This is a genomic window from Campylobacter sp. (assembly GCF_052170435.1).
Lineage (GTDB): Bacteria > Campylobacterota > Campylobacteria > Campylobacterales > Campylobacteraceae > Campylobacter_A.
Genome location: NZ_JBQNAN010000003.1, coordinates 76,616 through 100,775, shown reverse-complemented (window position 1 = coordinate 100,775; position 24,160 = coordinate 76,616). Strand labels below are relative to the sequence as shown.

Annotated in this window: 27 protein-coding genes and 1 tRNA gene; 7 read left to right on the top strand and 21 right to left on the bottom strand. The window is 46.6% G+C overall.

The genetic code is table 11. The features are described from left to right. Positions 1–16 precede the first annotated feature (16 nt). The 18 genes from ACTTJF_RS02540 to ACTTJF_RS02455 form a co-directional block, all read right to left on the bottom strand. A complete protein-coding gene (locus ACTTJF_RS02540) occupies positions 17–487 on the bottom strand; it encodes a FixH family protein (protein WP_442550624.1) in 471 nt (156 codons plus the stop codon). Continuing rightward, positions 480–1,154 carry a hypothetical protein gene (locus ACTTJF_RS02535; protein ID WP_442550623.1) on the bottom strand — a complete coding sequence of 225 codons (675 nt, stop codon included), beginning with the start codon at positions 1,152–1,154 and terminating at the stop codon, positions 480–482. The genes ACTTJF_RS02540 and ACTTJF_RS02535 overlap by 8 nt, the downstream gene beginning before the upstream one ends. Positions 1,155–1,358: 204 nt before the next feature. Continuing rightward, complete coding sequence (locus ACTTJF_RS02530; RefSeq protein ID WP_442550622.1) at positions 1,359–1,568, bottom strand: DUF4006 family protein; 210 nt, start codon at positions 1,566–1,568, stop codon at positions 1,359–1,361. Further along, the gene (locus tag ACTTJF_RS02525) at positions 1,569–2,429 is read right to left on the bottom strand and encodes a cbb3-type cytochrome c oxidase N-terminal domain-containing protein (protein WP_442550621.1); all 861 of its coding nucleotides are present in this window, start codon (positions 2,427–2,429) and stop codon (positions 1,569–1,571) included. Then, positions 2,429–2,650 carry a cytochrome c oxidase, cbb3-type, CcoQ subunit gene (locus tag ACTTJF_RS02520; RefSeq protein ID WP_442550620.1) on the bottom strand — a complete coding sequence of 74 codons (222 nt, stop codon included), beginning with the start codon at positions 2,648–2,650 and terminating at the stop codon, positions 2,429–2,431. Before ACTTJF_RS02520 ends, ACTTJF_RS02525 begins: the two co-directional genes overlap by 1 nt. 8 nt (positions 2,651–2,658) lie before the next feature. Beyond that, positions 2,659–3,324: a cytochrome-c oxidase, cbb3-type subunit II gene (ccoO, locus tag ACTTJF_RS02515; RefSeq protein ID WP_442550619.1), complete on the bottom strand. Its 666-nt coding sequence runs from the start codon at positions 3,322–3,324 to the stop codon at positions 2,659–2,661. Continuing rightward, positions 3,317–4,798: a cytochrome-c oxidase, cbb3-type subunit I gene (ccoN, locus tag ACTTJF_RS02510; protein ID WP_442550618.1), complete on the bottom strand. Its 1,482-nt coding sequence runs from the start codon at positions 4,796–4,798 to the stop codon at positions 3,317–3,319. Before ccoN ends, ccoO begins: the two co-directional genes overlap by 8 nt. A gap of 98 nt (positions 4,799–4,896) precedes the next feature. Beyond that, positions 4,897–5,574 carry a response regulator transcription factor gene (locus tag ACTTJF_RS02505; protein WP_442550617.1) on the bottom strand — a complete coding sequence of 226 codons (678 nt, stop codon included), beginning with the start codon at positions 5,572–5,574 and terminating at the stop codon, positions 4,897–4,899. Beyond that, a complete protein-coding gene (locus ACTTJF_RS02500; RefSeq protein WP_442550616.1) occupies positions 5,571–6,788 on the bottom strand; it encodes a PAS domain-containing sensor histidine kinase in 1,218 nt (405 codons plus the stop codon). Before ACTTJF_RS02500 ends, ACTTJF_RS02505 begins: the two co-directional genes overlap by 4 nt. Beyond that, positions 6,781–7,494 carry a sulfite exporter TauE/SafE family protein gene (locus tag ACTTJF_RS02495; protein ID WP_442550615.1) on the bottom strand — a complete coding sequence of 238 codons (714 nt, stop codon included), beginning with the start codon at positions 7,492–7,494 and terminating at the stop codon, positions 6,781–6,783. Before ACTTJF_RS02495 ends, ACTTJF_RS02500 begins: the two co-directional genes overlap by 8 nt. Before the next feature lie 64 nt (positions 7,495–7,558). Continuing rightward, on the bottom strand, positions 7,559–8,677 hold the full coding sequence (gene carA / locus ACTTJF_RS02490; RefSeq protein ID WP_442550614.1) for a glutamine-hydrolyzing carbamoyl-phosphate synthase small subunit: 1,119 nt from the start codon (positions 8,675–8,677) through the stop codon (positions 7,559–7,561). Beyond that, complete coding sequence (locus tag ACTTJF_RS02485) at positions 8,674–9,225, bottom strand: DUF507 family protein (protein WP_002949092.1); 552 nt, start codon at positions 9,223–9,225, stop codon at positions 8,674–8,676. Before ACTTJF_RS02485 ends, carA begins: the two co-directional genes overlap by 4 nt. A 314-nt stretch (positions 9,226–9,539) precedes the next feature. Then, positions 9,540–10,160 carry a MotE family protein gene (locus tag ACTTJF_RS02480; protein ID WP_442550613.1) on the bottom strand — a complete coding sequence of 207 codons (621 nt, stop codon included), beginning with the start codon at positions 10,158–10,160 and terminating at the stop codon, positions 9,540–9,542. Next, entirely contained in the window at positions 10,157–10,585 is a 429-nt protein-coding gene (locus ACTTJF_RS02475; RefSeq protein ID WP_442550612.1) for a flagellar export protein FliJ, read from the bottom strand. Before ACTTJF_RS02475 ends, ACTTJF_RS02480 begins: the two co-directional genes overlap by 4 nt. Before the next feature lies 1 nt (position 10,586). Continuing rightward, positions 10,587–11,837, bottom strand: coding sequence for an adenylosuccinate synthase (locus ACTTJF_RS02470; protein WP_442550611.1), 1,251 nt, complete (start codon positions 11,835–11,837; stop codon positions 10,587–10,589). Then, the gene (locus tag ACTTJF_RS02465; protein ID WP_442550610.1) at positions 11,834–12,703 is read right to left on the bottom strand and encodes an ATP phosphoribosyltransferase regulatory subunit; all 870 of its coding nucleotides are present in this window, start codon (positions 12,701–12,703) and stop codon (positions 11,834–11,836) included. Before ACTTJF_RS02465 ends, ACTTJF_RS02470 begins: the two co-directional genes overlap by 4 nt. Beyond that, a complete protein-coding gene (locus ACTTJF_RS02460) occupies positions 12,700–14,952 on the bottom strand; it encodes a PAS domain S-box protein (RefSeq protein ID WP_442550609.1) in 2,253 nt (750 codons plus the stop codon). The genes ACTTJF_RS02465 and ACTTJF_RS02460 overlap by 4 nt, the downstream gene beginning before the upstream one ends. Positions 14,953–15,034: 82 nt before the next feature. Further along, positions 15,035–15,132: transfer RNA gene (locus ACTTJF_RS02455), tRNA-Sec, on the bottom strand. Positions 15,133–15,224: 92 nt separating this feature from the next. Here ACTTJF_RS02455 and ACTTJF_RS02450 point away from each other — a divergent pair. Then, positions 15,225–15,833, top strand: a complete 609-nt coding sequence (locus tag ACTTJF_RS02450) for a BON domain-containing protein (protein WP_442550608.1) — start codon at positions 15,225–15,227, stop codon at positions 15,831–15,833. 221 nt (positions 15,834–16,054) lie between these two features. Here the strand turns inward: ACTTJF_RS02450 and ACTTJF_RS02445 are convergent, their stop codons facing one another. From ACTTJF_RS02445 to ACTTJF_RS02435, 3 genes are read right to left on the bottom strand one after another with little or no spacing between them, the layout of a single operon-like run. Further along, positions 16,055–18,514, bottom strand: a complete 2,460-nt coding sequence (locus ACTTJF_RS02445; protein ID WP_442550607.1) for an efflux RND transporter permease subunit — start codon at positions 18,512–18,514, stop codon at positions 16,055–16,057. Positions 18,515–18,521: 7 nt separating this feature from the next. Then, on the bottom strand, positions 18,522–19,109 hold the full coding sequence (locus tag ACTTJF_RS02440; protein WP_442550606.1) for a Tgt2/MlaC family protein: 588 nt from the start codon (positions 19,107–19,109) through the stop codon (positions 18,522–18,524). Between the two features lies 1 nt (position 19,110). After that, a complete protein-coding gene (locus ACTTJF_RS02435; protein ID WP_442550605.1) occupies positions 19,111–19,932 on the bottom strand; it encodes an MlaA family lipoprotein in 822 nt (273 codons plus the stop codon). Positions 19,933–19,995: 63 nt separating this feature from the next. On the opposite strand from ACTTJF_RS02435, the gene ACTTJF_RS02430 reads away from it, so the two are divergent. From ACTTJF_RS02430 to ACTTJF_RS02405, 6 genes are read left to right on the top strand one after another with little or no spacing between them, the layout of a single operon-like run. Continuing rightward, positions 19,996–20,778 (top strand): TOBE domain-containing protein, encoded by a 783-nt coding sequence (locus tag ACTTJF_RS02430; protein WP_442550604.1) that lies wholly within the window; start codon positions 19,996–19,998, stop codon positions 20,776–20,778. A 2-nt stretch (positions 20,779–20,780) separates the two neighbouring features. After that, positions 20,781–21,530 carry a molybdate ABC transporter substrate-binding protein gene (gene modA / locus ACTTJF_RS02425; RefSeq protein WP_442550603.1) on the top strand — a complete coding sequence of 250 codons (750 nt, stop codon included), beginning with the start codon at positions 20,781–20,783 and terminating at the stop codon, positions 21,528–21,530. Then, a complete protein-coding gene (locus ACTTJF_RS02420) occupies positions 21,527–21,907 on the top strand; it encodes a TOBE domain-containing protein (protein ID WP_442550602.1) in 381 nt (126 codons plus the stop codon). The genes modA and ACTTJF_RS02420 overlap by 4 nt, the downstream gene beginning before the upstream one ends. Next, entirely contained in the window at positions 21,904–22,839 is a 936-nt protein-coding gene (locus tag ACTTJF_RS02415; RefSeq protein WP_442550601.1) for an ABC transporter ATP-binding protein, read from the top strand. Before ACTTJF_RS02420 ends, ACTTJF_RS02415 begins: the two co-directional genes overlap by 4 nt. Next, positions 22,836–23,510 carry a molybdate ABC transporter permease subunit gene (modB, locus tag ACTTJF_RS02410; RefSeq protein ID WP_442550600.1) on the top strand — a complete coding sequence of 225 codons (675 nt, stop codon included), beginning with the start codon at positions 22,836–22,838 and terminating at the stop codon, positions 23,508–23,510. The genes ACTTJF_RS02415 and modB overlap by 4 nt, the downstream gene beginning before the upstream one ends. Then, positions 23,507–23,974, top strand: coding sequence for a redoxin family protein (locus ACTTJF_RS02405; protein WP_442550599.1), 468 nt, complete (start codon positions 23,507–23,509; stop codon positions 23,972–23,974). Before modB ends, ACTTJF_RS02405 begins: the two co-directional genes overlap by 4 nt. Positions 23,975–24,160: the final 186 nt, after the last annotated feature.

Below are 24,160 nucleotides of genomic sequence, written 5' to 3'. Positions count from 1 at the left end.
TGAAAATCAAAGAAAACTAGCGCGCTTCGAAGCTAAATTTATAAAAGCCCGTGTCGTTTGCGTCGGAGATTTTTAGCAAAATTTGCCATTTGCCTTTTTTGGGGAGCGTTACGGGCTGCGTTTTTAAAATTTGCCCGCCAAATTTGGCGTTTAAATTTTGATTTTGCTCGTTCGTAGCGGGTCTAGTTAGTAAAATCTCGTACGTGAAATTCGGCGCCACCGAGCCGTTTTTGGGCGCGACGGCGATCTTAAAATATCCGTTTAGTCCGTCAAATTCGGGCTCAAATTTAAGAGCGTACTTGGCGTCAAATCTGCGCTGGCTAGCCTCGATCTCGTTTATATTTTCATCGACGTTTTGGTAGCGCTCGAAGTAAAACTCGTCCATCTCCACGGGGTTTTTCACAGCCAGAATGATGGTCGCTACGCAGGAGGCGACTATCAAAATAAGCGAGATAACGATAGCGTGAGGCCAGTAGTTTTTAGCCATTTTTCCTCCTAAATTTTCTAAATGCGGCGATGCAAACAACGACAGCGATGGAGCCGTAGATAAAAATCCTAAACGCATCAAGCGTCAGACGGTTTTGGCTGCCGATAGCGTTTTGCAAGCTAACGCCTTTGCTCGCGGCGATCTGTTCGGTAAGATCCGCGTAGCCGTTTAAAAGGGCGGCATTAAAGATATCTTTGCCGTTTTTGGACGCTAGTATCGGCAAAATAGAGCCCGAGCTTGGATACGGGCTTAAAATTTTCTCTTTATCAAAAAGCTTTAGCGTCTGGTGATCGGCGAAAATTTCCACCTTATGCTCTGTTTTAGCAAGCATCAAAAGCGCGTAAGGCGGGGTCAAATTTAGCTGCGCGGCCGCTTCCTTTAGCGTTTTGTCCCCTAGGCTCTCATAAACCGCAACCCCCGCAAATACGCCGCTTTTGCTAGCTAGCTCCTCGCCTAAAACCGTGATTTTCTCGCTCACGGCGGGGCTTAATATATTTTGATTTACCAAGACTATCTCGCGAGGCAAATTTGAGCCCTGCAAAGTCGCCGCGCCGTAAAAAATAAAAAGCAAAAAGATAAAAAAGGCGCGGGTCAAATTTGCAAATTTGAGCGCGAGAAAGCAAAAAAGGATAGTTAAATTTGAGCGAGCGTAATTTATAAATTTCATCGGCCAAGTCGCGTATTTTCGCGCAAAACACAAAGCGCGCCGCTTAAATCTAAAATTTGAAAAAGAGCGGCAGAGTCTGCGCTCTTTGATTTATCAAATTTCATCCGACGAAAAGGTGATTTGGGGTTAGCACCGCCCACGCCGCTATAATTGCGGTCGCGATGAGACCGGCGACGATGATTTTTTCTAAAACCGCTTGCATATTCACTCCTTCACGCGCACTTGTTTGGCGTTATCCGTGCTCTTCATCTTTAGCTCGGAGGCGTTTAGCGCGTAGGGCTTTTGCGCGACTTCTTGCTGGAGCTTGATCGCGTAGTACGTGAGCGTCGCTAGGATCGCTAGCAGCAGCCCGGTCGCGATGAGCAACCCCGTCACGCCGTGGAGGCCGAAAACGTTTCGATTCGTGTTTTCCATTTATTCTCCTTTAGAAAGCGAGATGACGTACTCGCCGACGGCTTTTTGCTGCAGGGCGTTTAGCCTGCCGTCGTTAAATTTAGGCATCGCGCCGATAGCGCCTTTTTTACCGCGTTGCAACACGTCCTCGACAAAGGACGCCGTGCCGTATTTGGATAGATCGGGGCTCATGCCCTCCATGCCCTTGCCGTCCTCGCCGTGACATGATGCGCACGCTGCAAATAGCTCCTTGCCGCTAGCTACCAAATTTTCGTTTTTTGTCTTTTTTATACCTGAAATTTCCTTAGCGATGTAGGCCGCGATCGCCTTTGCGCCCTCCTCGTCCGCCATACCCGCAGGCATCTCGCCCATCGGGTACTCAAGGCCTTTTGAACCGTTTATTATCGCGTTATAAATTCCCTCTTCGCTGCCCCAAACCGCGAGGTCGGCCGCCTTGCCGTTTATGCCGTCGCCGGTTATGCCGTGGCAGGCCGAGCACTGCACTAAAAACAGGCTCTCGCCCATCGCGTGAAGCGTCTTGGCGTCTGGATTTGCGAAGCTTTTTTCAAATTTAGCGTTTGCGGCGGCGACTTCTTCGTTGTATTCGCCGATTTGCGAGTAGGAGTTTAGCGGATAGCCTGCGAGCATATACCACAAAGCCCAAACGATAACCAGCACGTAAACGACCGCCCAGCCCAGCGGCAGAGGGTTTTTATACTCGCCTATGCCGTCCCAGCTATGCTCGCTGAGCTCTCCGCCCTCTTTGGCGATCTTCATCTGTCTTACGTATTTGCCCGCTACAAACGCCGTTAGCGCGACGATAGCGACTGCGCCGACGAGAGCAAGTAAATTTACGTCGTCTCCCAAGTTAAACCATTGCATTATTTTTCCTTTTTAGCGTTTTCGTCCACGGACGCAGACTCTAAGATTTCCTCGTCGATACCGTCTTTTAGGGCGAGGTCGGAGTATCTTTCGTAGTTTCGCCTGCCGCTCTTTTCGGATCTATACAGATGAAAATAGTATCCGTAAAGAAGCGCGGCGCACACGGCTAGAAAGATAAAAGCTCCGTATCCTTGGATCTCTCTTAGAGTCTGCGCATCCATAAATTTGCCTATTTTAAGCTATTTAGATAGGCGATGAGCGCCACTATCTCGCGGATCTCTCCGCGCTCGAAGGCCTTTTTGACCTCCTCATCCTTCATCTCCTCAACTATGGCGGCGGCTTCTTCTTTGACCGCTGCTTGCGCCTCCTCGTAGGTGCCTAGTCTTGGCATGCCCTCTACGTCGTAGGGTGCGCCGAATACCTTTTTCGTCGTTACCGCCTCGCCGTATGCCGTTTCGATGTCGGCGTTGTTGCTAAAGTGATGCTTGTAAGCGGGCATTATAGAACCCGGCACCACGGAGGTCGGCTCTTTCATGTGGTTTTCGTGCCAGTCGGTAGTGCGGTAGTTACCCACGCGCCAAAGGTCGGGGCCGGTTCTCTTTGACCCCCAAAGATGCGGGCGGTCAAACGCATACTCGCCGCTAAGCGAATACATGCCGTATCTATCGGTCTCGGCCTTAAAAGGGCGAATTTGCTGCGTGTGGCAGGCGTTACAGCTATCTTTCATATACACGTGTTTGCCGGCAAGCTGTAAAACAGTCGGCGGCTTGGTGCCCTCTAGCGGCCTAGCTCTGTTGGCAAAATCAGGCAAAATCTCGATCACGCCCGCATAGGCGATAAATATAAAAACCATAACCGCGAAAAAGAAGGGATTTTTCTCTAACCAACTAAACATTAGCAACCTCCTTTACGCCCGCAGGACTCGCGCTTAGCGGCTCTTTTACGAGCGCTTTGGCGCCAAAACTCTTGTAGATATTATAAACAAATATAAAAAATCCAAGCAGATATAGCAGTCCGCCCACGGCTCTGATCCAGTAGTACGGCACGATATTTATCACCGTATCGATAAACGAATAGGCCAAATTTCCGTATTCGTCGGTCGCGCGCCACATCATACCCTGAGTGATACCCGCGATCCACATCGATGAAAAGTAAAGCACGATGCCGATAGTCTGTATCCAAAACTGAGTTTCCATCAAGGATTTTGAGTAAATTTCGCGTTTAAACACGCGAGGCGTCATGTGATAAAGCGCCGCCATCGTCATAAAGCCGACCCAGCCTAGCGTACCGTCGTGCACGTGTCCGGGCACCCAGTCGGTAAAGTGCGCTAGAGCGTTTACGGACTTGATCGCTAAAATCGGCCCTTCGAGGGTAGAAAACATATAAAACGTCGAGCCTAAAATCATAAATTTGATAAGAGGATTTTCTCTAAGCTGCTGCCACTCGCCGCGCATCGTTAGGAGCATATTTATCGCAGATCCCCAAGACGGCAGTATCAAAACCACCGAAAACACAGAACCCATCGTCTGCATCCAGTCAGGCACCGCAGAGTAGATCAGATGGTGTCCGCCCGCCCAAAGATAAAGGAACATCAGGCTCCAAAACGAGAAAATCGAAAGCTTGTAAGAAAATATCGGCTGACCGCTCTCTTTAGGGAGAAAGTAGTAAATTTGAGCGATTATCGGCACGGTAAATACAAACGCCACGGCGTTATGCCCATACCACCACTGCACTAGGGCGTCGTTGGCTCCGGCATACATCGAGACCGAGTGCCACCAGTTGCCGTAGCCGGAAACCAGCTTGGTCGGCACGGCCATGTTGTTAAACAGATAAAGCATCGCGATACCCAGAAACGTCGCGATAAAATACCAAACCGAGATATAAAGCGTCCTCTCGCGGCGGATACCGATAAGGCCGAATATACTAACGCCCCAAAGCACCCAAAGCACGACCACGCCGATATCTAGCGGCCACTCTAGCTCGGCGTACTCTTTTGACGTGCTAACGCCGGCAAAAAGGCTAAACACGCCGCCGGCCATCACTAGTATATATATCCAAAAGTGTAGCTTGCCCACCGTCATCAAAAACGGCGACTCGCTCATCGAGACCTTCAAAACCCTCTGTCCGATATAGTACCACGTCGCAAATACGCCCGAAAGCATGAATCCGAATATCACGCCCGCCGTGTGCAGCGGTCTTAGGCGGCTAAAGGTGCCGTATTCGCCCGCGAGGTAGTTTAGATCGGGATATGCCATCTGAAAGGCTATCAGCACGCCTATGCCCATGCCGACTATCCCAAACAGTATCGTCGCGAACATAAAATACTTGGCGACCGTGTAGTCGTAGCTTAGCGCCCTGTCTAGTCGCATCGATATCCTCCTTTGTTTATTTTATTACGAAAATGTTATTTTATTAAAACTTAACCGCAAAATCGCTTAATCGTTTTAAATTTACGCTACTTTAAATTTTACTTTTTCAGCTCGATTTTATAGCCTAATCCCGGCGAGTTTTTGATGAGACCGGCGCCTACTTTATCGCGTATTCGCTTGATAAACGTCCTAACGGCGGGATCGTTTACCTTTTCGCCAAACCACACCACGTTTCTGATCTCCTCGGTTAAAACGAGCGTACCTATGCGTTTAACTAAAAGCGAGATAAAGGCCAGCTCTTTTTTGGTTAGCGCGATCTCGACGCCGTTTTTTACGAGCACTTTTTTGGTTTGATTAAACAAATATCCGCCCGAAATCTCGATGATATCGGCGCCTATGATTTTAGTTTTTACGATCTGCTCCAGCACGACGAAAAGCTCGTCCATGTCGATAGGCTTGATCACGTATTTATCGATACCCACGTCGATAGCTTTTAGCAGCTTTTCCTTTTCGCTATACGCGCTTAGGATCACTACTGGCGTGTTTTTTGAGAACTCTTTTATCTGCCTTGACATCTCAAGTCCGTCCATGATAGGCATCATGATGTCGGCTATCACGATATCGGGGCTAAATTTTTTAAATTTCTTAAGACCTTCGTCGCCGTTTGAGGCCGAAATAACCTTTTGAAATACGCCTCCGAAAACCTCTTGCATCGACTCCCTTATACTATCCTCGTCCTCGACTAGCAGTAGCGTTAGCTCTTTAAAATTTTTCATTTTCCATCCTTTAGCGGCAGTTTTATCTCAAATTCCGCTCCAAATTTTACGTTTTTAGCGCCGGCGCTTCCGCCGTGATTTTTGGCTATGCTTTTTAGCATATATAGGCCGATACCGGTGCCTGCGCTCGGGTGCTTGGTAGTGAAATACGGCTCAAAAATCTTGTCCATTATCTCCTCTTTTATACCGCCTGCGTTATCCGTTACTCTTATGATAGCAAATTTATCCTTTGTTTCTAACGTTAGCGTTACTTTTTTATCGTTTTTTTTATTTGCCAGCGCATCTTTGGCGTTAGAAAGCAGTATGATCACGGCCTGGCAAAGTTGCGACTCGAAACCGTAAATTTGACCCTCGCCTTTTAGCTCTAAATTTACGTCTATGCCCTCTTTTTCGTAGGTTCCCTGCACCATCTTTAGCGCGTTTTCTACCGCAGCCGATGGCAAGAAAGCCTCCCTCTCGCGCTCGACGCTAAAAAAGTTTCTAAAATCCTCAATCGTCTGCGACATGCCCTTTATCACGCGCTTTGCATGCTCGTAGCCGGCCTCAAATTTCTCGTTTGCTTTGACGCCCTCTTTTAGCTTAAAAAGCGTGATACTAAGCTCGTTTAAAGGCTGGCGCCACTGGTGAGCGATGTTTGCGATCATCTCGCCCATCGAGGCTAGACGCGACTGCAAAAAGAGCATTTTGGTTTTTTCCTCGTTTTTCTTGATCTCGGCTTTTACCAAATTTTCTAGATTTTGGTTTAAATTTACGAGCTTGGCCGTCTGCTCGGCGACTCTGTTTTCGAGATTTTCGTTTAAATTTAACAGCTCTTTTTTCGTCTTTTCAAGCTCGTTGTTTAGGTTTATCACGTCCGTCACGTCGTATCTGATCGCAAGAAACTCCTCGATCTGCCCGCTTAAATCCAAAATCGGCATGATAGTCGTGTTTAGATAGACGTCGCGGCCGTCTTTGGTGCGGTTTCTTATCGTGCCTTTGTGCACTTTTTTGGCTAAAATCGTATCCCAAAGCCGCGCAAAAACCTCCTTTGGCACCTCGGGATGGCGCACGATGTTGTGATTTGCGCCGATTAGCTCCTCGCGCGTAAAGCCCGACATCTTACAAAACTCGTCGTTTACGAAGGTGATAGTGCCGTTGGTGTCGGTCTTTGAGACGATGTTACTAGCCTCGATAGCCTCTTGATACTGCCTGAATCTTGCTTTGATGTTATCCATTGCTCGCCGTAAATCCTATAAAAGATAGATAAATTCCGTAAATTATTATCGCCGCGCCGCTTAAATTTAGAGCGTGTTTTTTAAATTTTTCGCTCGCGGCTTTTAAAACCAGCGCGTAAAAACTCATCGCAAAAAAGCTAACCGCGCCAAACGTAGCCGTTATCGCCGCGCCCTTTGCCCCGCTGCCGCTGGCTACTGCTAAAGCTAAAAAATAATAAACCACTCCGCACGGCAGTAGCCCATTTAAAAACCCGAGCGTCAAAAATCCGATCGCGCTATTTTTCGCGATGGCTGCTTTCATTTTTTCGTTTAAAATTTTGGATAAAAATGCGTTTTTCTCGATGAAATTAAGTAGCGTCCCGCGTCTAACGAGCGCCACACCCAAAACCGCCATAAAAACGCCGATAGCAAAAAACAGGTAGCCTCGCGCCGCAAGAGATAGCGTAAAAACGCCGCCAAGCGACCCGAAAATAAAGCCAAGTAGCATATAAGCGCAAATTCTAGCTAGGTTGTACCCCGCTATCATCGCCGCGCTAAAAATTTTACCTTTGCCGCTCAAAAAGCGTGCCAGCGCGATAGCAAAACCGCCGCACATGCCTACGCAGTGGCCAACCGAGCTAAGCGCCGCGACGCTCAAAATCGAAACAAACTCCGCTCCGCTCATCAAATTTGACCGTAAAATTTCATTTGCGAATTTTAGCCGCACTTGGGTTAAATTCGGCTCGCAAATTTAACCCTAAATTTTGCTTAAATTTGACCGCGACTAGCAACTATAAAATTTCTAAAAATTGTTTAAAGATATATTTGCTCTCGCTCGGCCCGCCGCTAGCTTCGGGGTGATGCTGTACCGAAAACACCGGATAATCCTTGTATTTTACACCCTCGATCGTGCCGTCGAAAAGATTTCTGTGCGTGATCTCGGCAACCTGCGCGATCTCCTCGGGAACGTTGTAGTTGTGGTTTTGCGCCGTTATCTCGACTGCTTTGGTTTGCAAATTTAAAACCGGGTGATTTGCGCCGTGCTGACCGAATTTTAGCTTGTACGTCTCAAAGCCGAATGCATTGCTAAGCAGCTGATGACCTAGGCAAATGCCAAAAATCGGCACCCTCGCCTCGATCAGTTTTTTTATCTGCGCGATCTCGTTTTTTAGGGCTTTGGGTTCGCCGGGCCCGTTTGAGAGAAACACGCCGTTTATCTCGCCTTTGTTAAATTTAGCAATGAGCTCGCCTGCCTGCACGTCGTGCGGATAAATTTGCGTCTCAAGGCCCATTTCGCAAAGCTCGTTTAGGATGTTTCTCTTCACGCCGTAGTCGATGACGGCGATCTTTTTGCCGTTTGGTTTTAGCACAGAGTAGGCTTTGCTCGCGGGATCCCAAGCGCCGTTTTCGTGAGCGTAAATTTGCTCCGTGCTCACCTTTGCGACGTAGTTTATCTCTGAGATTCTAGGCGAGTTTTCGAGTAGTTTTTTTAGCTCTTTTTCGTCTGAAATTTCAGTCGAGATCACAGCGTGAAGCGCGCCGTTATCGCGTAGCATCTTGGTTAAAAACCTCGTGTCGATATCGTAAACGCCGAATTTCCCTTGCTCTTTGAAAAATTCTTCCAAGCTTTTTTGCGAGCGGAAATTTGACGCGGTAGAGTTAAAATCCCTCATCAAAACGCCGCTAGCGTGGATTTTCGCGCTCTCCATGTCGTCTTCGTTTACGCCCACTATGCCGATCTCTGGCATGGTAAAAACGATAAACTGCCCCGCGTAGCTAGGATCGCTCATGATCTCCTGATAGCCCGTTAGGCTCGTATTAAAGACCATTTCGCCGCTAGCCGTACCGCTCGCGCCAAAGGCCTTAGCCTGCAAAAAAACGCCGTTTTCAAGGTAGATATAAGCTCTCACAGCATGCCTCGTTTTCTTAGCTCGTCCTCGTACAGCCGCTCAAATACGATGTCGTACTCCTCGGTGCCGGGGATCAGTTTGCGCTTGTAGCCGTCGATCTTGTCGATGACCACGTCTTGTAAAATTTCATACGTTTTTAGATACTCTTCGATCGAGCCGTAGATGATGTTTTTGATACGGTTTTCAGAGACCGTGTAGTCGATGAGTCCCTTTTTCCAAGCGCTTTCAAGCACGAGGTGGGCGACGTTGCTAAAGCGGTCTTCGTACGTAAGTATCACGCCGTACTCTTTGGCGAGTTTCTTTTTTACGAGCCAAAACATATTTTTTCTATCGACTTGCATGCTCTCCATATCGTCTTCGTTCTCGGCGAGCACCTCGTTTACGCGCTCTTCAAGCGCTTTTTCTTTTTGTAAATCGTTATCTAAAATTTCTTTCGCGCATGCCGCTACGGGCTCTACTCCGCGCGTTAAATTTACGAATCCGGACTTTAATAAATCAATAGCGATTTTGTGCGCGATGTAGGGTGTGTGTGGGAGTTTTATACGCATTTTTACCTCTCTTTTTGGGCTTGATTTTAACCAAAATTTGGTAAGAAATACCTAAAATCTCACGGAGTTTTTGTTTTGGCGGGCGTTTGTTTTTGGTAAAATTTGAGGCAAAATTTGACGCTCGGATAAAACGCTTTTGGAACTGGGCGCTAGTTAAATTTAGGCTTTAGCGTTAAATTTGACGGCAGTAAAATTTAGCCTTTGGAGTCAAATTTGACCGCCAAAGGCAAATTTAGCTTTCGCGTTATCCGCGCAAATTTGAGCTCAAATTTAGACGAGAGCCAAGATAAATTTAGAGCGTTATAGCCCCAAATTTATAAATTTAGCAGATTTCCAGCAGGGCCGTCTGGAGATGTAGGAGAGACTTCCTGCGTTACGTTTTTCTCAGCCTTTATAAATGGCGGGCCTTGCTTGATTAAAAGCGTGATTTCAGACGCTGCGGTAGGCTCCATTTTTGCCATGATTGCGGAGATTTTTTTAGGGCTTAGCGAGTACATGATGCTAGCCGCGTCCGCCCTATCCATCGCGCTTAGAACGTCGGCGGCGGCTTGATCTTTCATCTTGCCGTAGGTCTCGCCGACCTTGTCGCTAGTCATCGCTTTTAGCTCTTTTAGGATTTCGTCGTTTTTCTTTAGCAGCTGCTCGGTCTGCCTTTTTTCCTCTTGCGCACGGGTTAGAGTCGCGTTTATCTCGGCCTCTTTGGCGGCTAGTTTGGCGTTTCGCTCCTCAAAAAGCGCCGCCGAACTCGCACGAAAAGCCTCCAAAGCCTGCCTTGTTTCGTCTATTTTAGCAAGCTCTCTTTTTAGCTCGTCTTTTCTGGTTTCAAAGATCGAAACGCAGTCCACCGGGATCTTAAAGCCGCTTTGCGCCGGGCTTTGAGCGTTTGCGCCCCAAACGCATAAATTTAAAGTTAGTAAAATCAAAATTTTTTTCAAGCCTTCGCCTCTTTTTGCCTAGTAAAATTCATCGTCGCAAACTCGTCCAGAGCCGCTGCTTCGGCCTTTTTTATCTTTTCTATTTGCGCGCTAAAGTCCTGCGTTTGAAGGTATTTCATCTTTTCGTACTCCAAATTTGCCGCCTTGTGCTGCCGCTCGAGGTGCGCGATATTTTTCTTCATTAGCTCGAGCCGCTCGGTTAGCAGACTTTTTTCTCGCCGCATCGCGCCAAGAAGCTCGAGCGATCCGCGCAGATCGGCCGCAGAGCCGCTGGATGGCATTTCAAATTTTGAAATTTGCTCGGCAGCCTGCGCTATGAAGCCCTCTATCATCGCCGCTTCATTTCTGGTTCTTGCTAAATTTAGCTCGATTTTGTCTAAATTTCGCTTTTTTATATTTACGATTTGCGTAAATTTGCTTTTCATCTTAGCGGACTATCGTATCTTCACGCTCCGGGCTCGTGGAAACGATGCCGACCTTTACGCCCGTGATCTCCTCGATGCGCTTAATAAAGGCCTTTGCATTTGCAGGAAGATCCTCAAATTTACGCGCCCCTTCTACCTTATTCCAGCCATCAAGCTCCTCGTAGACCGGTTTTACGCCCTCTAAGTCGCTTGGGAAATACTCGATTATCTTGCCGTTTTTCTCGTAGGCTTTGCAGATTTTTACCTTTTTAAAGCCGTCTAAAACGTCAAGCTTCATCAGCGCAAATTTATCCACGCCGTCAAGCCTCGCCGCATATCTCACGCCGACTGCGTCAAACCAACCCGTGCGGCGCGGTCTGCCCGTCGTAGCGCCGTATTCGCGTCCGATATCGCGTATCTTTTCGCCGTCTTCGCCCATGTCTTCGGTCGGGAAAGCGCCGTTGCCAACGCGCGTGGTGTAGGCTTTGATGATACCGATCACCTCGCCGACGTTTTTAGGACTTAGCCCGATACCGCTGCAGCTGCCTGCGGTTACGGTGTTTGAGCTAGTTACGAAAGGATAGGTGCCGTGATCGATGTCTAGCAGCGTTCCCTGTGCGCCCTCGAGCAAGATTTTCTTATCCGCGTCTATCGCATCCCACACCATATGCGTGGTATCTACGATAAATTTACCCAGCGCAGCCTCGTAGCTCTTTAGCTCGCCCAAAAGCTCCTCGCGAGCAGGGGCTTTAACGCCTAAAACGTCTAAAAACGCTTTATTTGCCGCAAAATCGGCCAAAATCGCGTCGCAAAGTTTCTCAGGATTTTTTAGCTCCCCGACACGGTGCCCGCTGCGGCTGATTTTATCGCTATACGCAGGCCCTATGCCCTTACCCGTCGTGCCGATAGCGTGTGCGCCTTTGGCCTTTTCTTTGGCTTGGTCGATTTGCGCGTGATAAGGCAAATTTAAATGCGCCTTGTCGCTGATAAATAGCCGCCCCGAGACGTCTCCAAACTGCTTTAGCTCTTCGATTATCTCGGCCGGACATAGCACGACGCCGTTGCCGATGATGTTGATTATATTTTTATGAAGTATGCCCGAAGGAACCTGATGCAGCGCGATTTTCTTGCCCTCTACGACGATCGTGTGGCCCGCGTTGTGCCCGCCTTGACACCTGCACACCATATCGTAGCCGCCGCTTAGCAGATCTACGATCTTGCCCTTGCCTTCGTCTCCCCACTGCACGCCCACTATCACGTCAGCCTTGCTCATACTCTCTCCTTTTGATCTAAATTTTCGATTAACGCGTCGGTATATACGCCAAATCCGCTGCTTTTGATGCCTTCTATCTCGTAGTTGCCGCCGCCGCTTAGCACGGCGTTGCCGCCTAAAAATCTAAAAAACAGCTTGTCGTAATACCTCATCTTTGAATAATATAACGGAACAATTCTTAATTTTTCATATTTTACCGCCTGCGCTAGCTCTTTTATCTCAAGTAGCGCGGTTTTTATCTCGTTCGGCACTAGCGGCAAAATATCGTCGATGTCGCCCACCGTATTTACGAAGGCTAGCCTTTTTAGCCACTCTTCGTTTTGATTTAGGATTTTTTCGATCTCACCGTGCTCAAATATCGAAATAGGTAAATTTAAGAGCCTGCACACGATCTGCGGGATCGCGATGTGGCTGATTTGCAGCACGGGCGCGAGGTCAAACGACTCAAAAAGCTCCTTTGCGATCTTGACGCTAGTAGCCAGATCGCTCTCGCCGATTAGCTCGGCGCCGATTTGATAAATTTCGGCGCTAGGATACTTAAAAACGGGCTGGATGTAAAACCAGCGTTTAGGCTCGGTGTCTTTTAGGCGCCTAAGTACGATTCGCACGACATCCACAGTACTATCGGCGCGCAGGCTGATTTGGTGATTTTCGTGATCGCTAAAGCGCACCAGAGCCGTTGGCTGCACGCTTAGATGCTGATGATACGAGAAAAACGGCGTCACGATCTCGTGAAATCCGTTTTTTTCCAAAATTTCGCTCGCCGTGCGCTCGATCTTTCTTTTTAGTTTCGCGCTTTGTCCGAAATACAGCCTCGTGCCGCTCGGTATCTCGTGTTCGTAAACGCTTGCGTCAAATTCGCTCACTCTTGCTCCTTTACTATTGATTCGTCCGGGCTTGCCTCCGGCTCCTTCCACGGCAGCTCGTGAAACGCCGCCACGAAGTAGCTAGGCTTTGAGCCGCTATAAACGGTCGCGATACTAAGCTGCTCGAGATAAATTTCGCCGTTTTTGCGCTTGTTGTAAATTTTGCTACCATAAAAACCTTTAGTTAACAAACTTTGCCACATATTTTCATAAAATTTGGCGCCTTGGATACCAGATTTTAGCAAATTCGACGGCTTGTCTATAGCCTCGCTTTTTTCATAGCCCGTTATCTTACAAAATGCCTCGTTGACGTCTAAGTACACTCCGTCCAACCCGACTACGGCGACGGCTTCTTGCGCGTTTGCAAATAAGCTTAAAATGGTATTTTTATATGCGCCCTCTTTGTCGTCGTTTAGTCGCGCTATCTCAATGCCGGTTTTTGCGGTCAAATTTGCCGCTAGCTTGCTCTCGATAAAATACCCGATCACCTCGTCCACGGTTCTGCCGTCTTTTGAGATAAATTTGATAAATACGCTACAGTTTATGACCTCTAAATTTTTCCTTATCAGCCTGCAAGACTGTAGCGACTCGTTCTCTTTTTTGAGCGAAGCCGCGTTAAATAAGCTAAATTTGATGTTAAATTCATTCGCGAGCCTATCTCGGTCTTCTGGATGAATGATGTTTTTAAACTCGAATTCACTTGAGAGTATTTCGCTTTTTTTGTATCCCAGCGCGCGCTCGATATTGTCCGAAACGCTTGATATATCGCCTATAAAGCGGTCCTTCCAAACTACGCTAAACAGCGGTGAATGGGCGTCTATCTCGCTTTGTTTTTGCGCGTTTTTCTTTAGAGTATTGCTCTTCGTAATGTCTTTTACGACGCAAAAGCCGATCTTTTCGCCGTTAGATAGCCCGTAGTTTTGCTTGTAGATGCGCACCTGTTTTATCTCGCCGCCCGCGACAAAATGGTTCGTTTCGTAAATTTCACCTTCGTCTTCTTGCAGCGTTTTCATATCGGTCAAATTTGACGCGTTTAGCTCGGCTAAATTTTTGCTTTTTATCGCCTCCTCGCTAAATCCGTAAAACTCGCACGCTCTCGCACTTGCTTCGACGATCCTGCCGCTTTTTGCGTCGATTAGCAGCAAGATAAAAGGTCCTTTTTCAAACAAAAATCCGAATTTGCGCGAGTACTCTTCAAATTTCGCCTTTTTCTCGCCGAAATCTCCGTAAAATTTGACAATCTCGTCCGAGATTTGATCAAATTCCTCTACCGAGCCGAATTTCGCGTAGGTCTTGATCTCCTCGCCGTCGCCGGCTTTTGCAACTAAATTTTTGATAGATAAAACGGGCTTTATGACGGAGTTTTTGACGAATTTGACGTATCGAATCGTAAAAATAGCGCCCGCAACCAAAAATGCGACGCAGATTAGTAAAAATATTAAATTTTCTTTTACGAATTTACCCATAGAATAGCTTGAAACCACGGCCAAACCGATCCCGGGAACTCTTTGGATATAATAAATCTCGCTGTTTAGCGAGCCTAAATTTGCAAATTTTACTTCGTCGCTGTCTAGATAATCCACGTCCACGTCGTAAAGATCAAAGATGTTTTTGCGCTCTAAAACTAGCTCGGGGTTTTGGTGAAATACGATTCTACCGCTTTTGTCTATCGCGAACGAATTTACGCCGATCCTCTCGTATCCGCGCGCAAACTCCTCGTAAATCGCCGTAAAGCGTATGAGCGTAACCACCATTTTGCCGTTTTTCATCTTTTTTGCGACGAGTCTCGTCGGTACGTCGCTTTTATCAAACATAAACTCTGATCTTAAAATTTTATCCTCAGGCTCGTTTTTCCAAGGCTTTGATAGGAAAAAGGCGGAATACGTGTCGCGCAAATTTTCATCACTGGCAAACTCTATCTCGCCGCGTTCGTTTACGACGAAAAAGGCCATGTATTCGTTATTATTTTTTACGGCAAAGTCGAAAATAACGTTTGCGTCAAATTCGGGCGCGTCGATGTAGATTTCGATGAGCCTTAGCTCGTTATTTATGATTGAGGCGCGCTCTTTGAGGAAAATTTTAAAGTTAGAATTCGCAGCGTAAATATCCTCTTTTACGCCTTCAAATTTTAAATTTAACCCAAAGCTAGCAGCGCATATCAGAAATACGGCGGTAGCAAAAAGCACCACGTATACCCTGCCTAAAACGGCGCGTGCGAGAGGAAATTTAGAGGCGGATGAACTAGCCAAAAGAAAAACCTTAAATTAATTTAATATAAACGGCTTATTGTAGCTGAATTTTGCTTGTTTTAAGATAATAAACGTAGAAGTTTGGCGAGAGGATGAGAGAATCGAACTCCCCGCGAAGCGGTCAACCGCCCCGCCATCGGATTTGAAGTCCGCGAGCGCCACCAGATCGCTTTATCCTCCGCGTCGTTGGATGATGAGCGCGATTATAGCTAAATTTATATAAATTTTAGTTTGATTTTTATAGTATTTGGAGAAAATTTTATAGGTCGGCGATGAACAAGCTATTTGCGCGATTTTTTTTAAAAAACCTTCTCATTTTCTCGCCGATTTTTTTCCTTGGCGGCTGCCTCGAGCTCTTTACGACCGTGACGCCGCTAACGGGCATAAACGTCTACGACGCCTACCAGATCAGCAAAGACGAGCGCGGTATCTATTCGATAACGAAAGATAAATTTATAAAAACGAAAATCCAGACTAAAATTTTAGCCTCAAGCGGGCTTAGCAACCTAAACGTGGACGTAGAGAGCTTTTACGGCGACGTGTATCTCATCGGCGTGGTGCCTGACGCCGAGCACAAAACCAAGCTCGTGGAGCTAGCCAAAAACACCGACGGCGTGAGTAAAATTTACACCTATATTCGCTTTCCTAGCGATGGCGGCGAATGCGAGAGTAACCTCGCCATAATGCTAAAACTAAAAAATAGCTTTTTTAAAGATAGCATAATCAGCGGCACAAGCGTAAGAGTAAGCGTAGTGCAATGCAACGTCGTATTTACGGGTATCATCACCGATATAGAGCAAGAAAAACACGCGATCTGGTATGCCAAGCACATCGACGGCGTGTGTGATGTTTACTCATTTCTTAAGGTTATGAAAGAGTAGTTTTCTCCTTCAAATTTGAGTTAAATTTAAAGATTTTATCCTCCAAGGCACACACCGCACGTTTAAAATTAGAAGCCAAATTTGCAAATTTACCAGGACAAGAGAAAAATATTCCAGACAGAATAGGCGTAGTTTAACTTTAAAATTTTAACCCGCGAGGGCGCGTATATGAAATACGTAATCGAAGCGGGTTTAAAATTTTAAAGCTTGAAATCCGTCGTTTATGGGGAATTTTTAACGCGGTAAAAGGTTTTGATTAGCGTCGGCAGCAGCACTAACGCCCCCAGCAACATCATTATCATAACAAGATCTGTTAAAAGTCCGAAATATATCGTCGGGATAAAGTTGCTAGTTACCATTATGCTAAAGCCCAGGATGATCGCAAACGAGGTGTAGTACATCGCGTAGCCGATGCTTGCGTGCGAGGCCTTGATCGACTCGGCGACGTTTTTGCCACGAAGCTCTATTTTTAGACGGTGGATGTAGTGGATGATGTCGTCCACGCCGATGCCTATACTGATAGCCGCTATCGTAATGCTCATGATATCAAGCGGAATACCCATCACGCCCATGACGCCAAACACCGCGCAAAGCGGGATCAAATTTGACGCGATAGCGATGGCGGCGAGCTTAATGCTTTTAAAAATAATGCAAAAAACGATAAAAAGTGACAAGATGACAAAACCGAAAGAATCAACTTGCGAGGCGATGAGGCTTTGAAGGAGGTTGTTATAAAGCACCATCGCGCCGCTAACTTGCACGCTTGCGTTGTCGTTTGCGATCAAATTTTCTATATCGGTTCTAAGCTCGCGTAAAAACTCGTCCCTGCGTAGCGCGTCGTCGCTATCAAGAGTTCGCGCCGTAAAGCGAAGCTCGTTATCTTTTATGCTTACGTAGGGGCTTAGGATGATGTCTTTGTATTTTTGCGGAATCTGTTCGTATAGGATCGAGAGCATGAGGCCGTCGGCGGGCTTTTGCGTGATACGCTCTACGACCTTTACGACGGTGTTTAGGCTGCTGGCGTGCCCGATAAAGCGCTTATTTTCTAGGTAGTTATGCACCTTTTTTGCAACGTCGATTTTATGCTGATTAAACCAATACTTATCCTCGTTCGCGCTAGCGGCGAATTCGTCATCAAATTCGTCTTTAGGCTCGTTTTTGGCCGCGCTTTGCTCAAATTTAGGCTTGTTAAATTTGATCAATATATCGACCGGCACCGTACCGCCTAGCTTTGTATCGATCACCTGCATGCCTTTGTGGATTTCGGTCGTATCTTTAAAATAGCTTATAAAGCTGTTTTCGACTTTTAACTTTGAGATGCCGTAAAGCCCAAAAATAAGCACCGCAAGGCTAATCGCATAAACGGCGCGGCTGTGATTTAGCGCAAATGCGGCACAATGCTTGGTAAAGCTAAATTTATCCTCAAACGTCCTAACGGGAGCAAGCTTTGGCATCAGCGCCATCGCGGAGCCAAATAGCAAAAATGCGAGCGCTAGCGAGATGGAGATCGACGCGCTCATCATGATTCCAAGCATTATGATAGGCTTGATATCAGAAAGCGCAAGCGACAAAAAGCCGATAACGGTCGTAAATATCGCAAAAAACGACGGACTGGCCTTATCGCGCAGTGTGAGATAGACTAGCTGGTGGTTGCTAAGATGCGGCTTTGTGATACAAAACTCGCGGTAGCTCACGATCAGGTGGATGACGACCGAGATAGTGATGATGAGCTGTAGGGCGATGTAGTTTGAGCTAATCACCGTGATCTCCCAGCCAAAAAACCCAAACAGCCCGCTCGCCCAAATAACGCTAATCACGCAGATAAAAATCGGCATAACGATGTGGCGAATCTGTCTAAAAAACAGCCAAAGGCAAAAGACCAAAAGCAGCGTTACGCTGATGCCGTATGTCGCAAGATCCGAGCGCACGAAGCTCACCATATCATCGGCGATCATATTTGCCCCGCCTAAAAACAAACTCTCGCCTCCGCCAAATTTCGATATCGTCTCGCGGATTTGCTCGATCGCTGCGTGCTCTTTTATACGCGCTTCGTCGCGGTGAGCCTTAAACTGCGCATTTACGGCGCTTAGGCGCTGTTTTTGCTCGCTTGTGATGTTGCCCTCAAGCTTGGCGTTTAGCAGGGGGTTTCGCTCGTTTAGTATGCTTTGATATTTCTCGTCGGTCTTTAAATTTAGCACGATCGCCGTAGTTTTTAGATCGCGGCTAACGAGGTTATTGGTATATAGCGGACTATCCGCAAACTCGCGACGCACCAAGGTTTTGTTTATATCGGCATCAGATAGGCTTGGCACGTGCTTAACCAGCTCGCCAAGATCGTTAGTTCCGCTTTGAAGCAGCGGGATGTTTAGTACCGAAATGACGTTTGAAACAAGCTCGTTTTTTTCAAGTTCGCGGCTTAAATTTTCTATCTTTTTAAGCGTAGAAGGCGCGAGCAGATCGTCTTTTGGCGTGTAGGCGATAACTAGGTAGTTTGGGCTAACGTAGCGTTTAGAAACGTCTCTAAAGACGGCTAGATCTTTATCGTTTTCAAGTAGCAGCGTCTCTGTAGACGCGTCCACCTCGAGCTTGGCGCTAAAATATCCAAAAACCAGCGTCGCGGCTAGTACGCCCGCGATAACGCTTTTTGGAAAGTCGACGATAAATTTAAAAATCCGCTTCATCAGCGCCTTATTGCGGAGCTTGGACGGAGTTTAGCTTGCTAAGCAAATTTTCAAAACTCTCGTTTTCCATCAGGCTGTCAAACTGGCTGCGGTAGGTCTGGATGATGCTAACGCCTAAAATTTCGACGTCGTAGATGAGCCAGCCGCGCTCTTTGGCGTTGTAAAATTTATACGTAAAGCCGTAGTTTTTGCCGTCCTCGCCGACCAAATTGGCATTTAAAAAGTAGCGATTTTCGTTCGGCTTGGTTACGTCTTTAAAATTTATAGTTTGGTTTTTGTAGCTTAAAAGCTTATCGACGTAGCTTGATTTTAATCTCTCTTCAAAAGCTTTGTTAAATTTGACTTTTTGATCGGCGCTTAGGTTGTTGTAGCGCTTGCTTAGAGCGATTTTAGACATTTGCTCGTAGTCAAAATATGGGTCAAAAACGGCGAAAATTTTGCTTATTTTCTCGTCTTTGCTCAAATTTGCATTTTTTAGCACCTCGATGGCGTCTTGCGTCGTTTTTTGCATCGTAGGTTTTATCTGCTCCTCGCTGATAGCAAAGAGGCTAACCGCGCCAAAAAGCACAAGCAGGATGATTTTTAAAAATTTCATTTTATTCCTTTATTAAGTGGTTGCGGCGCTGTTCGTATGCGTCGCGTAGAAACGGATACAGGTCGATCGCGTCTTTTTTAAGATTGTCGTAAGCATCTGGATGTAAGGACAAAAGATTGCCCTGACGGAATGTTTTTAGAGCAAAGGAGTCTAGCGCCGGTTTTACGTAACTGACGGGATCGAGATAATAATCGCCGACTAGACCGACGATGTCGCGCAAATTTGACGGTCCGATAAAAGGCAGCACCACGTGAAATCCGCTACCAACACCCCAGTAGCCTAGCGTCTGACCGAAGTCCTCGTCGTGGCGTTGCAGATTGTAGTATTTCGCGCCGTCGGTTAGCCCGCCAAAGCCGATGATCGTATTTGCTAAAAATCTCAGCGTCTCCTCGCCGGCCTCGCTAAATTTAAACTGCAAGAGATTATTTACGAAGCGAACGGGATATAAAAGGTTGTCAAAAAAGTTTCCAGCAGCGGTTCTTGCGGCCTCGGGTACTATGTAGTTATAGCCTTTTATCGCGGGGTGGATGGCGTTTACGTACATAAAATCGTTAAACCCCGTCATCATTCTATTATAGCCGCTAAGCGGATCGAAAATCTCGCTAGGCTGCGTAAATTCGTCGTCAAATTCGCTCTTTTCTTGCGTTTGTTCGGCAAAAACGCAACTAAAAACGAGCAAAAAAGAGAGTAAAAATTTTCTCATCAAATCTCCGAATTTCAAGTCTGCAAAGGCAGTAACCTGCGATTTTATCTCAATGTAGCTTTTAAATTTATAAATTTCAAAATGCCCGGTATTACGAAGTTTATTTAAGTTATTTTTCATATATATTTAAATATACTTCCTAGCAAATTATTTTTTTATATTGATAGAATTTGGGAGATTTTCATGAAAGCAGACGTTAGTTTAGAGCTATTTTTAGATAGCGGCGTATCGGTGCTAGCTAAGCATATAGAGCTTTTAAAGGCCGTCGAACACACCAAAAGCATAACCAAAGCCGCCGAGTACGTCGGCATCTCGTACAAAAACGCATGGGATAGCCTGGACGCGCTAAATAACCGCTCGGACGAACCGCTAATCGCAAGAGCCGAAGGCAACAAGAAAAACAGCGGCTCGGAGCTCACTGCGTATGGCAAAAAGATGATCGCGCTATACGACGCGATGCTAGAGAGCCAAAAGATATTTTTAGAAAAAGTTTGTTCAAATATAAACGTCGATACGAACGAAATTTTAAATTTGCAGCGCATGAGTATGAGTTTGAGCGCGCGAAACCAGCTAAGCTGCGAGATCACGGACGTAAAAACGGGTGCGGTAAATTCGCAAATCAGCGCCAAACTCTCAAACGGCGAAATTTTACGCGCTAACATCACGGTCGAGTCTGAAAAAAATCTAAATTTAAAGGTAGGCAAAAAGGTCGTATTTATCTTTAAAGCTCCAAGCGTAATGCTCGCAAAAGAGGAAAATCTAAAACTAAGCGCGGCAAATTTACTAAAAGGACGCGTTATCGAGGCTAAAATCGGCTCCGTAAATGCCGAAATCGTACTAGAAATCAGCAATCATCAGACGATAACCTCTATCATCACCAAAGAAAGCGCGATGCAAATGCGCATCGGCGTGGGCGACGAGCTCACCGCTATAATCAAAGCAAGTCAAATCATAATAGGAGTATAAAAATGAAAAAAACATTTTTTTCGTTAGTCGTCGCGGCTCTCGCGGCTTTTCATCTAAACGCGGGCGAGATCAACGTATTTGCCGCCGCAAACGTCACTTACGCGTTTGACGAGCTAAAAGCGGAGTTTGCCAAATCAAACCCAGACACCAAAGTAACCGTCACTCTAGGAGCTAGCGGCGCGCTATCTACCCAGGTCAAAAACGGCGCTCCGGCCGACGTTTTCATGGCTGCAAATATGAAATTCGTACAGGACCTATACGACACCAAATTTGCCGTAACCCAGCCCGTAGTATACGCTCAGGGCGCGCTTGCGCTATTTACGATCAGAGATATCGATCTAGCTAAGGGCATAAACGCGGTAGAAGGCCTAAAAGCCATCGCGATCGCAAACCCCGAAACCGCTCCGTACGGCAAAGCTAGCATCGAAGCTCTAAAAAAAGCGGGCATCTACGATAAAGTCGAGAAAAACGTCATCCTAGCAAAATCTATCGGCGAAGCTCTAAGCCAAGCTCTAAGCGCTGCCGATGTAGGATTTATCGCGGCTTCTGCGATGTACGATAAAAAAATGGCCGAGTATAAAGAGGGCAAAAACTTCATCCTTATAGATCCTGCGCTTTACACTCCGATCGACCAAGGCATGGTTATCCTAAAACACGGCGAAAACAATCCTGAAGCAAAAGCTTTCTACGACTTCATCAGAAGCGACCGCGCGAAGGAAATCTTTAGAAAATTCGGATACGTCGTCCCGTGATAAAGGCTAAAATTTCGGCGATAGAGCAAAATGACGGCGTTAGCGTTTTTGAGTTTAGCGCCGAAAATTTAAGCCTAAAAATGCTCTCTTTGGAAAATCTACAAAATTTAAAAATCGGCGACGAAGTTCGGCTAGGCTTTAAAAGCTCGGACGTATTCGTCGCTACTTCCCCGCTTTTAAACTGCTCGGTCTCAAACGAGATAAAAGCTCAAATTTCAGATATCCAAAAAGGACAAATCACGAGCTCGCTGCATCTAAACGCGGGCAAATTTGAGTTTGAAAGCATCATCTCTACGGCATCGCTAAAGCGGCTAAATTTAGCGCCGGGCGATCAAATTTACGCCTACGTCAAGGCAACCTCGCTCTACATCACATGATAGAACTAAACTGCATAAAAAGCCTAAACGGCGCAAACGGAAAATTTGATCTAGACGTAAATTTGAACGTAAAAAAGGGCGAATTCGTCGCCTTGTACGGCAAAAGCGGCAGCGGCAAAACGACGCTTTTGCGCCTGATCGCGGGCTTTGAAAAGCCTGATAGCGGAACGATAAAAGCAGGCGGACGGACGCTTTTTGACGGTAAAAACTTCGCTCCGCCGCAAAGCCGAAATATCGGATTTTTATTTCAAGACTACGCGCTTTTTCCAAATATGAACGTGATGAAAAATCTGCTTTTTGCGAACAACGACTTAAATTTAGCGCGCAAGCTACTAGAACTAGTCGAGATGAGCTCGCTAGAAAACGCCGCTATCTCGCAGCTCTCGGGCGGTCAAAAGCAGCGCGCCGCCCTAGCCCGCGCTCTCATGCGAAAGCCCGAAATTTTACTCCTCGACGAGCCGCTCTCCGCGCTTGATAACGCCATGCGCGAAAAGCTGCAAGACTACCTTGCCAAGGTGCACGCCGAGTTTGATATGACGACGATTTTGGTTAGCCACGACGTTGCCGAGATCTACAAACTCGCGTCCAAAGTCTTCGTGCTTGAGGGAGGCAAAATAACGCAAGAAGGCGGCCCGGGCGAGATATTTTTGAGGCACAGAGGCTCGCAGAAATTTAGCCTGCCGGCAAAAATTTTAGAAATCTCAAAGCGCGACGCCATCTACGTAGCCGTAGTTTCCGTCGGTCAGCAGCTTTGCGAAGTGGCTCTAAGCGCCGCGGAAGCCGCAAATTTAAAATCAGGCGACGAAGCGTCGATAAGCGCCAAAGCGTTTGGGCTAAATTTACAAAAAAACGGTAGCGAAAGAGACGCGATTTACGGCGCCAAATTTGACGAGCGAAACGCCGAGATTTACACGCAAAGCGAGCCAAAATGAGTATCGATTTTACGCCCTTTTACCTCTCGCTAAAGCTTGCTTTTATCTCGACTGCGATCCTGTTTTTTCTCATGCTGCCGGTTGCGTTTTGGCTTAGCCGTGCGAATTTTAAATTTAAACCCGTGCTAGAAGCCGTGATCTCGCTACCTCTGGTGCTGCCGCCTTCGGTGCTTGGATTTTACTTGCTGGTTTTTCTCTCGCCTTACAACTTTTTAGGCAAATTTTTTGAGCAAACCTTTGATATCCGCTTGGTTTTTAACTTTTCAGGCCTCATCATCGCTAGCTGCATTTACTCGCTGCCTTTTATGTTTCAGCCGCTTCAGGCGGGCTTTGCGAGTCTGCCAAAGAGCCTTTTTGAGGCGAGCTACTCGCTGGGTAAAGGAAAATGGGAGACGCTTTTTAGAGTCGCTCTGCCAAACATCAAGCCCTCGCTTCTAACCGCGCTCATAGTGAGTTTTGCGCATACTTTGGGCGAGTTTGGCGTCGTGCTGATGATAGGCGGTAGCGCCCCGGATAAGACAAAAGTCGCTAGCATCGCTATCTACGAGGCCGTCGAGCTCATGGACTATACAAAGGCGCACGTTTATTCGGCGATTATGCTGTTTATAAGCTTTGCGGTGCTATTTTTAGTCTATTTTTTCAATAATTCGCACGCAAAGAGGACGCAATGAAAGACATAAACGCAAATCCTATCAAATTTAGCGAGCTCGTCGCAGGCAAAAACTACATCCTTTTTACCTATCCCAAAATGGGCGAGAGCGGGAAGTTTTTACCCGAAAATTTAAAGGATTTAAAGGGGCTAACCGGCTGCACGCTTCAGTGCAAAGCCTACCAGGAAAACCTTGCAAAGCTCGAATCCGCAGGCTTTACGCTAATAGCAGCCGGCTCTCAAAGCGTAGAAAAGATGAATGAATTTAAACAAAGCGTAGGCGCGAATTTTATCTTTTTAAGCGACGAAAACTTCGAGCTAGAATCACAGCTAAATTTGCAAACTTTTATCACGAACGACGGCAAGAAATTTTACCGCCGCCAAACGCTGATCATCAAAAACGGCGAAGTCGTAAAAAGATTTAACGACGTAGCCGAGCCCGCAAACGACGCGGCAAACGTACTAGCGGCGATAGAGCGGCTTTAAATTTTAGCTGATTTTCGCAAGAAGGCGATAAATTTAGGGCTCAAATTTGGACGCGAATTTAAACAGAATAAATTTGAGCCGTTTGAACTCAAATTTAAGCCCCAAATTTGACGGCGAATTTAAAACCCGTCCAAGCAAAACCGCAAGTCAAATTTTAAATTCCCGTCAAACGCAAATTTAACCTAA

Bases quoted from the DNA above. Each gene is read 5' to 3' on its own strand.
- ACTTJF_RS02520 (WP_442550620.1), bottom strand. From the start codon at position 2,650: ATGGATGCGCAGACTCTAAGAGAGATCCAAGGATACGGAGCTTTTATC.
- ACTTJF_RS02505 (WP_442550617.1), bottom strand. From the start codon at position 5,574: ATGAAAAATTTTAAAGAGCTAACGCTACTGCTAGTCGAGGACGAGGAT.
- ACTTJF_RS02530 (WP_442550622.1), bottom strand. From the start codon at position 1,568: ATGGAAAACACGAATCGAAACGTTTTCGGCCTCCACGGCGTGACGGGG.
- modB (WP_442550600.1), top strand. From the start codon at position 22,836: ATGAGTATCGATTTTACGCCCTTTTACCTCTCGCTAAAGCTTGCTTTT.
- ACTTJF_RS02430 (WP_442550604.1), top strand. From the start codon at position 19,996: ATGAAAGCAGACGTTAGTTTAGAGCTATTTTTAGATAGCGGCGTATCG.
- modA (WP_442550603.1), top strand. From the start codon at position 20,781: ATGAAAAAAACATTTTTTTCGTTAGTCGTCGCGGCTCTCGCGGCTTTT.
- ACTTJF_RS02485 (WP_002949092.1), bottom strand. From the start codon at position 9,225: ATGCGTATAAAACTCCCACACACACCCTACATCGCGCACAAAATCGCT.
- ccoO (WP_442550619.1), bottom strand. From the start codon at position 3,324: ATGTTTAGTTGGTTAGAGAAAAATCCCTTCTTTTTCGCGGTTATGGTT.
- ACTTJF_RS02475 (WP_442550612.1), bottom strand. From the start codon at position 10,585: ATGAAAAGCAAATTTACGCAAATCGTAAATATAAAAAAGCGAAATTTA.
- ACTTJF_RS02535 (WP_442550623.1), bottom strand. From the start codon at position 1,154: ATGAAATTTATAAATTACGCTCGCTCAAATTTAACTATCCTTTTTTGC.
- ACTTJF_RS02435 (WP_442550605.1), bottom strand. From the start codon at position 19,932: ATGAAAAATAACTTAAATAAACTTCGTAATACCGGGCATTTTGAAATT.
- ACTTJF_RS02440 (WP_442550606.1), bottom strand. From the start codon at position 19,109: ATGAAATTTTTAAAAATCATCCTGCTTGTGCTTTTTGGCGCGGTTAGC.
- ACTTJF_RS02405 (WP_442550599.1), top strand. From the start codon at position 23,507: ATGAAAGACATAAACGCAAATCCTATCAAATTTAGCGAGCTCGTCGCA.
- ACTTJF_RS02500 (WP_442550616.1), bottom strand. From the start codon at position 6,788: ATGGATAACATCAAAGCAAGATTCAGGCAGTATCAAGAGGCTATCGAG.
- ACTTJF_RS02470 (WP_442550611.1), bottom strand. From the start codon at position 11,837: ATGAGCAAGGCTGACGTGATAGTGGGCGTGCAGTGGGGAGACGAAGGC.
- ACTTJF_RS02415 (WP_442550601.1), top strand. From the start codon at position 21,904: ATGATAGAACTAAACTGCATAAAAAGCCTAAACGGCGCAAACGGAAAA.
- ccoN (WP_442550618.1), bottom strand. From the start codon at position 4,798: ATGCGACTAGACAGGGCGCTAAGCTACGACTACACGGTCGCCAAGTAT.
- ACTTJF_RS02540 (WP_442550624.1), bottom strand. From the start codon at position 487: ATGGCTAAAAACTACTGGCCTCACGCTATCGTTATCTCGCTTATTTTG.
- ACTTJF_RS02525 (WP_442550621.1), bottom strand. From the start codon at position 2,429: ATGCAATGGTTTAACTTGGGAGACGACGTAAATTTACTTGCTCTCGTC.
- ACTTJF_RS02450 (WP_442550608.1), top strand. From the start codon at position 15,225: ATGAACAAGCTATTTGCGCGATTTTTTTTAAAAAACCTTCTCATTTTC.
- ACTTJF_RS02445 (WP_442550607.1), bottom strand. From the start codon at position 18,514: ATGAAGCGGATTTTTAAATTTATCGTCGACTTTCCAAAAAGCGTTATC.